A 7,165-nucleotide genomic window follows, 5' to 3' on the forward strand; every position below is an offset into this window, starting at 1 on the left:
TGCGGTGCCGGCGCGTGGCCGGGGCCTTCAGTCGTCGCGGCCGTGGCGGCCCTTGCCGGGATGACCGCGGTCCTTGCGCTTGTAGCCCGGATGCGCGTGCGCGTAGCGTTCTTCCACCCAGTCCTCGCGCACGAAGTACACCGGTCGGTGGCACGCGTCGTAGCGGTGGCAGTGCTTGGCCCAGTTCTTCGCGTGGCCGGGCGGCACGTACAGGTACACCGGCTCGAGGCGCACCGGCCGGCGCACGACGACGACCGGCTCGGCGTAGATCACGCGCGGCGGCGGTGCACTGCCGATCTCGATGCGGCCGTAGACGCCGGGTTCGCGGATCGTGATGCCGACGCCGACGTCGACGCCGGCCTGTGCGGCGTTCGCGAACGCCGTCGCCGCCACCGCCGCGGTCGTTGCCAGGGCCTGCCGCCAGCGCCACGACTCGGATTGCTTCATCGCCTGCTCCTGCAAGGGGGTTGTCGATCGAACGTCTCGGCCCCTCTTGGTGCCGACACGCGTGGCGCCGTTCATCGCGCGATCGTCACCAGAAGTAACGACGCTCGTCGCGCCAACGGCCGCGCCTCGATATCGGCGTCGCCGCCCGGGGGTTGACGCCGCGCGCGCCGTGGCGCACCTGCGCGCCGGCCGGGTGTGACGCACCGCACGCGCGCGCGGCACGCCGGCCGATCGCCGAGCGGCGCGTCTCACGCCGTGCGCGCCTGCGTCCCGAGCACCGACGCCAGCAGCGAGAACGTCACGAACGCCGCGGCGGTGGAGGCGAGGATGATGCGCGCGACGCGCCCGTTGTCGGCGCCGTAGCGCTCGGCCAGCAGCGACACGTTGCTCGCGCTCGGCAGCGCCGCGGCCAGCGTCAGCACGGTGAGCTGGAACGCCGTCAGCGGCGCACCCAGGCGCACCGCGGCGGCGCCGACGGCGAACACCAGCAGCGGGTGCAGGAACAGCTTGATCGCCGCGACCGGCAGGTACTGCGCCGGCGGCGTGCGCGTGTGCGCGTGCTGGCCGGCGCGCCACAGCACGGCGCCGATCGTGAACAGCGCCACCGGCGTCGCCGCGTCGGCGAGCATCTTGACGACGGCGTCCAGCGGCCCCGGCAGCGACAGCCCGGCAACCGAGAACACCGCGCCGGCGGCGATCGCCCACGGCAGCGGGTTGGCCAGCGTGCCGCGCAGCGTCTTCAGTGCCGCGTCGCGCGCGCCGTGGCCGCTGGCGTCGTGCGCCTGCGCCAGCGCGATGCACAGCGACGACGTGACGAACAAGTCGGCCAACACGGCCGAGATCACCGGCCCGGCCGCGGCCGGGCCCAGCAGCGCCGCCAGCAGCGGCACGCCCATGAAACCGGTGTTCGGGAACGCCGCCACCAGCGCGCCGAACGCGGCGTCCTTCAGGTGCACCGGCCCGAGCGTGAACGCGATCGTGACGAACACGATCAGCAGCGCGCACACGATCCACACGACGAGCACCGCCGGGTTCAGCAGGTCGAAGATCGGCGTGCCGGCGCCGAAGCGAAACAGCATCGCCGGCAGCGCGAAGTACAGCACGAAGGCGTTGAGCCCCGGGATCGCCGCCTCGGGCAGCAGCCGGCGCTGCGCCGCGAGGTAGCCCGCCAGCACGAGCGCGAAGAACGGGACGGTGACGGCGAGGACGGCGCCCATGGGGGGCGAAGTATCGCAACGGGCGCCGCCCCGGCACCCGGCGCGGGCGCATCAGGCCCGCTGCGGCCCCGGCCGATCGGCGTCGACGACGTAGCGCGCGAGCACCTTGACCGCGCTGCCGGGGTCGTCGGCGTCGGCCACGCCCATCAGCTCAACGTGCAGCCGCTCGCGCTCGAGGCGAAAGCGCACGTAGCCGCGGCGGTCGCTGCGGCCGTAGTGGATGTGCGGGTTGTGGCGCCGCAGCGCGTCGATGCGGTCCTGCCCGAGCGACGAGCGGCTGCTGATCGAGGTGCCGCAGAACTCGCTGGCGACGACCGGCGCACGCGGGTCGTCGAAGTCGGCCTTCAGGTCGGCGACGTAGTGCGTGTGCACGTCGCCGCCGAGCACGACGACGCCCGGCACCTTCTTCTGCGCCACGGTGCCGAGCAGCCGTGCGCGTGCCGGCGCGTAGCCGTCCCAGCCGTCGGTCCACACGAGCGCGTCGTCGCCCGCGCCGCCCGACGTGAAGCGCGCCATCAGCGTCTGCTGCGCGACGAGGTTCCACGGCCGCGCGAGGTCCCAGCCGTCGGCCAGCCACTGCTCCTGCGCGTGGCCGAGCAGCGTGCGGCGCTCGTCGCGCAGCGAGGGGCAGGCGGCGGCCGCGACGACGTTCGAGCCGCCGCGCCCGGGGCGCGGGCAGGCCTGCGCGTCGCGGTGCTGGCGGCCGTCGAGCAGGTGGATGCGCGCGAGCCGCCCCCAGTCGAGGCGGCCGTGCATGCGCATCGCGCCGCCGGCCACCGCGAGGTTCGGCCGCGCCGACGTCGGCAGCGGCATGTGCTCCCAGTAGGCCTGGTACGCGGCGGCACGCTGCGCGGCGAAGTCGCTGTGCAGCGCCTGGCCCTGCAGCCCCGCGTAGTCGTTGTCGACCTCGTGGTCGTCCCACACCAGCAGCCACGGCGCCGCGGCGTGCGCGGCCTGCAGCAGCGGGTCGCTCTTGTAGGTGGCGTAGCGCGCGCGGTACTGCTCGAGCGTCGTCACGAGGCCGCCCTCGTGGCGGCGCAGCGCGTCGGCGCGCGACGGGTACTCGTAGATGTAGTCACCGAGGAACAGCACGAGGTCGGGCGCGTCGGCCGCGACCTGGCGCCACGCCGCGTAGTGGCCGGCGTCGTAGCGCTGGCAGCTCGCGATCGCGAAGCGCAGCGTCGCGTCGGCCTCGGCGGCTGGGGCGGTGCGCGTGCGGCCGACCGCGCTGCGGTCGCCGAGCGCCGTGAAGCGGTACCAGTACCCCCGTGCCGGCTCGAGCCCCTGCGGCTCGGCGTGCACACTGTGCGCCCACGCGGCCTCGGCGGTCTCGACGCCGCGCGCGGCCACGTGCGTGAAGGCCTCGTCGTGCGCGAGTTCCCACTGCACCTCGACGCGCGGCGGCAGGTCGGCGCCCGTCAGCCGCGTCCACAGCACGACGCCGTCGGCACGCGGCTGGCCCGACGCGACGCCGAGCGCGAAGCGCCCGGCGCCGTCGGCGCGCGCCGCGCGCACGAACGCGGGCGCGATGCCAAGGCTGGCGGCTGCCGCGAGGCCGCCGGCCGCGAGCAGAAGCCGTCGTCGCCGTGGCATCGTGCCAGTATCGCGAGCGTCGATGACCGTCGCACGACGGCGGGTACCGCCCGCGGCGCAGGCATGATGGCGGCTTTGCGCCATCGACGATGACCGCCGCCCTGCCGCCGGCCGAACCCCGACCCGACCCCGACGCGACGCCGAGCGCGCCGGCGGCGGACGCCCCGTCCGACGACGCCGGCGCCGCGCCGCGGCCGGGCAGCGTCGGCACGGCGCAGTGGCGCGCGCTCGTCGCCAGCACCGAAGGCCGCGTGCTGATCGTCGGCCTCACTATGACGCTGGCGATCGCCGCCGGTGTCGGCGTGGGCCTGATGCTCGCGCCGCGCGCGACGGTCGACTACGCGGCGCTGATCGGGCTGAACCTGGTCATCGGCCGCGCCGCGGGCATGAGCTACGGCTTCGCCAGCGGGATGGGGCCGCTCGAGGTCGTGATCGTCAACCTGTTCGTCGAGAGCGCGCAGGTGCTCGTCGTCTACCCGCTGTTCGTGCTCGGCTGGCGCGAGCTGCTCGACACGCGGCGCATCGCGCCGATGCTCGGCCGACTGCGCGCCGCCGCCGAGGCCGGCCACGGGCGCGTGCGCCGCTTCGGCGTCGCCGGGCTGTTCCTGTTCGTGTTCATGCCGTTCTGGATGACGGGGCCGGTCGTCGGCGCGATCGTCGGCTTCCTGCTCGGGCTGCGCACCGCAGTGAACCTGGCCGTCGTGCTGTCGGCCACCGCGCTGGCGATCGTGATCTACGCGCGCTTCCTCGACCAGATCGACGCGTGGGCCTCGGCAGTGCACCCGTACGCCGTGTTCGCCGTGCTCGTCGCCCTGGCGGTGCTGGCGTGGGGCGTCCAGCGCTGGATGCGGCGCGCGCGCGTGCGCGACGAGGTGCGGCAGAGCTAGACCGGCACCCGCCGCAGCCGCACGGCTATGATCCGCGCCCTTCGGCGTCGCGGCACCCCCTGCCAGCCTTCCGACGCCGTTCCCCGATGCCCGACGCCCCCGCCACGCTGAACCCGGCGCAACTCGACGCCGTCTACCACGTCGCCACGCCGTGCCTGGTGCTGGCCGGTGCCGGCTCGGGCAAGACGCGCGTGATCACGCACAAGATCGCGCACCTGCTCTCGCGCGGGCTCGAGCCCAGGCGCATCGCCGCGATCACGTTCACGAACAAGGCCGCCGCCGAGATGCGCGAGCGCGCGAAAGCGCTCGTCGGCCCGCGCGCGGCGCGCGAGCTCGTCGTCTCGACGTTCCACAGCCTGGGCGTGCGCATGCTGCGTGCCGACGGCGAGCGCATCGGGCTGAAGCCCAATTTCTCGATCCTCGACGCCGACGACGTGCTCGGCCTGCTGCGCGACGCCGGCGGCACGACCGACGCGAAGACGGCGCGCCAGTGGCAGTGGACGATCAGCCGCTGGAAGAACGAAGGCCTGACGCCCGAGCAGGCGCTGGCCGCGGCGGCCAGCGACGACGAGGCGGTGGCCGCGAAGGTGATGCAGCGCTACCAGGAGCGGTTGGCGGCGTACCAGGCCGTCGACTTCGACGACCTGATCGGCCTGCCGCTGAAGCTGCTGCAAACCGACGCCGAGGCGCGCACCGCCTGGCGCGCCGCGTTCGGCCACGTGCTCGTCGACGAGGTGCAGGACACGAACGCGGTGCAGTACGAGCTGCTGAAGGCGCTGGTCGGTGACGAGGGCCTGTTCACCGCGGTCGGCGACGACGACCAGAGCATCTACGGCTGGCGCGGCGCGACGCTCGACAACCTGCGGCGCCTGCCGCAGGACTACCCGCGGCTGAAGGTGATCGCGCTCGAGCAGAACTACCGCTCGACGGGCCACATCCTGCGCGCGGCCAACGCCGTGATCGCGGGCAACCCGAAGCTGTTCCCGAAGACGCTGTGGAGTGCGCTCGGTGACGGCGAGCCGGTGCGCGTGATCGAGTGCGACGGCGAGGAGCACGAGGCCGAGCGCGCAGTGGCCTTCATCCAGGCGCTGCGCAGCCAGGGCGGCGCGGTGAAGTTCGCCGACTTCGCGGTGCTGTACCGCGCGAACCACCAGTCGAAGGCGTTCGAGCAGAAGCTGCGCGCCGCGCAGATCCCGTACAGGGTCTCGGGCGGGCAGAGCTTCTTCGATCGCGCCGAGATCAAGGACCTCACCGCGTGGCTGCGCCTGCTCGTCAACGCCGACGACGACCCGGCGTTCCTGCGCGCCGTGTCCACCCCCAAACGCGGCATCGGCGCGACGACGCTGGCCAAGCTCGGCGAGTTCGCCGCGCAGTGGAAGACGAGCCTGTTCGAGGCGCTGCACTCGCCGATGCTCGACACCGCGCTGGGGCCCAAGGCCGCCGGCTCGCTGCACGAGTTCGGCCGCTACGTCAACGAGCTCGAGTACCGCGCCCGCCACACCGAGGGCGCCGAGGCCGCGAAGGCGCTGCTGCTCGACTGGCTCAAGGACATCGGCTACGAGCAGCACCTGGCGGACGGCGAGGACAACGCCAAGCTCGCCGCCGCGCGCTGGGCCAACGTGCTCGACTTCGTCGACTGGATCGCGAAGCGCTGCGGCGGCGAGATCACGCAGGACGGCGGCACCTTCGAGACCGAGAAGCAGACCGTGCTGCAGGTCGCGCAGACGATCAGCGTCATCGTGAGCCTCGCCGAGCGCGGCGACGATCAGGACGTCGTGACGCTGTCGACGCTGCATGCGGCCAAGGGGCTCGAGTGGCCGCACGTGTTCCTCGCCGGCGTCAACGAAGGACTGCTGCCGTTCAAGGCCGACGACGACGAGATGACGCCGCAGCGCCTCGAGGAAGAGCGGCGGCTGATGTACGTCGGCATCACGCGCGCGCAGCGCACGCTCGCGGTGAGCACGCTGCGCCGGCGCAAGCGCGGGCGCGAGACGGTGGCCGGCGTGCCCAGCCGCTTCATCGCCGAGATGAAGCTGCACGAGTCGCAGCCCAAGGTCGACCCGAAGGAGCGCCTGCGGCAGCTGCGCGCGCAGCTCGCTGCGAAGGTGACGGCGCCGGCCGACGACGCGGCGTGAGCGGCGCCTTCAGGGGCCGCGCCGCGTCGGCGGCACCCGCGGTCAGCGCGGGAACTTCGCGAACGCGGCCGTCACTGCGCGGTCGAGCGCGCCGGGCAGGTCGTCGAGCGCGGCTGGCGTGACCTCGCCGACGACGACGCCTTCCCACACCACCTGTTTGCGCGCGGCGTCGACGACGTCGATGTTGATCGTGCCCTCGCGCCACGTGCGCACCTCGGCGCCGTCGACCCACCACGGCCAGCCGGCGTACAGCCCGCTGCGGTAGCCGTAGTAGTAGGGATACGGGAACATCGGCGCGGGCACGACGCGCACGCGCTCGGCGAGCGCGGCGTGGAAGTTGACGAGCAGCTGCGGCGAGCCTTCGTCGTAGCGCAGCCCGCGCGCTTCGAGCTCGCGCCGCGCGGCCGTCTTCAGGTGCTGCGAGACGATGGTCTGGTAGCCGGCGCGGTCGGTGCCCAGCGGGCTGACGAACGCGAAGGTCTGGTAGCGCGCGAAGTCGGTCCCGCGGTCGACCTGCGTGCGCACGTCGGGCGCCGGCGTCGCGCAGCCGGCAAGAAGCGCGGCGGCGACGCATGCGGTCAGCATCAGGCGGCGGTGGGGGTTCGGGTTCATCGCGGACAAGCTCCTGTCGATCGGCGCCGGCGGCGTGGCCCGGTCGTTCACCCCGGTGCGCATGCCGCGCGGCACTGTGCAGTCATCCTAAATCCGGCAGTTACCCCGTCGCTGGCAGGCCAGCCGCGGGTCGTGGTGGGCCGACGATCGGGGCTATGCGGTCGCTGACGTAGCGCAGCAGGCAGCCCCAGCGGTCGAGGTCCTTGAACTGCTCCGCAGCTGACCGAACGTGCTGCAAGGCCGCGCCGATGTTGGCGATCAGCCGCTTGAGCAT

Annotated in this window: 6 protein-coding genes; 2 read left to right on the forward strand and 4 right to left on the reverse strand. The window is 73.5% G+C overall.

Annotation, left to right across the window (positions count from 1 at the left end):
* Positions 1–27: 27 nt before the first annotated feature.
* From DRV96_RS11025 to DRV96_RS11035, 3 genes are all read right to left on the reverse strand, one after another.
* Entirely contained in the window at positions 28–447 is a 420-nt protein-coding gene (locus DRV96_RS11025; protein ID WP_162911019.1) for a hypothetical protein, read from the reverse strand.
* A 248-nt stretch (positions 448–695) separates the two neighbouring features.
* Entirely contained in the window at positions 696–1,664 is a 969-nt protein-coding gene (locus DRV96_RS11030) for an AEC family transporter (RefSeq protein ID WP_119290933.1), read from the reverse strand.
* 51 nt (positions 1,665–1,715) lie between these two features.
* On the reverse strand, positions 1,716–3,257 hold the full coding sequence (locus DRV96_RS11035) for an alkaline phosphatase D family protein (protein WP_119290935.1): 1,542 nt from the start codon (positions 3,255–3,257) through the stop codon (positions 1,716–1,718).
* Between the two features lie 89 nt (positions 3,258–3,346).
* Between DRV96_RS11035 and DRV96_RS11040 the strand changes: the two genes are divergently transcribed.
* Both DRV96_RS11040 and DRV96_RS11045 read left to right on the forward strand, forming a co-directional pair.
* Positions 3,347–4,144, forward strand: a complete 798-nt coding sequence (locus DRV96_RS11040; protein ID WP_119290937.1) for a small multi-drug export protein — start codon at positions 3,347–3,349, stop codon at positions 4,142–4,144.
* Between the two features lie 86 nt (positions 4,145–4,230).
* Positions 4,231–6,279, forward strand: a complete 2,049-nt coding sequence (locus DRV96_RS11045) for an ATP-dependent helicase (RefSeq protein ID WP_119290939.1) — start codon at positions 4,231–4,233, stop codon at positions 6,277–6,279.
* Between the two features lie 42 nt (positions 6,280–6,321).
* Here the strand turns inward: DRV96_RS11045 and DRV96_RS11050 are convergent, their stop codons facing one another.
* Positions 6,322–6,891 carry a DUF4136 domain-containing protein gene (locus tag DRV96_RS11050; protein WP_235823369.1) on the reverse strand — a complete coding sequence of 190 codons (570 nt, stop codon included), beginning with the start codon at positions 6,889–6,891 and terminating at the stop codon, positions 6,322–6,324.
* Between the last annotated feature and the right edge of the window lie 274 nt (positions 6,892–7,165).

It is taken from the genome of Azohydromonas sediminis (assembly GCF_003574675.1).
Lineage (GTDB): Bacteria > Pseudomonadota > Gammaproteobacteria > Burkholderiales > Burkholderiaceae_C > Calidifontimicrobium > Calidifontimicrobium sediminis.

Bases quoted from the DNA above. Each gene is read 5' to 3' on its own strand.
- DRV96_RS11025 (WP_162911019.1), bottom strand. From the start codon at position 447: ATGAAGCAATCCGAGTCGTGGCGCTGGCGGCAGGCCCTGGCAACGACC.
- DRV96_RS11040 (WP_119290937.1), top strand. From the start codon at position 3,347: ATGACCGCCGCCCTGCCGCCGGCCGAACCCCGACCCGACCCCGACGCG.
- DRV96_RS11030 (WP_119290933.1), bottom strand. From the start codon at position 1,664: ATGGGCGCCGTCCTCGCCGTCACCGTCCCGTTCTTCGCGCTCGTGCTG.
- DRV96_RS11035 (WP_119290935.1), bottom strand. From the start codon at position 3,257: ATGCCACGGCGACGACGGCTTCTGCTCGCGGCCGGCGGCCTCGCGGCA.
- DRV96_RS11045 (WP_119290939.1), top strand. From the start codon at position 4,231: ATGCCCGACGCCCCCGCCACGCTGAACCCGGCGCAACTCGACGCCGTC.
- DRV96_RS11050 (WP_235823369.1), bottom strand. From the start codon at position 6,891: ATGAACCCGAACCCCCACCGCCGCCTGATGCTGACCGCATGCGTCGCC.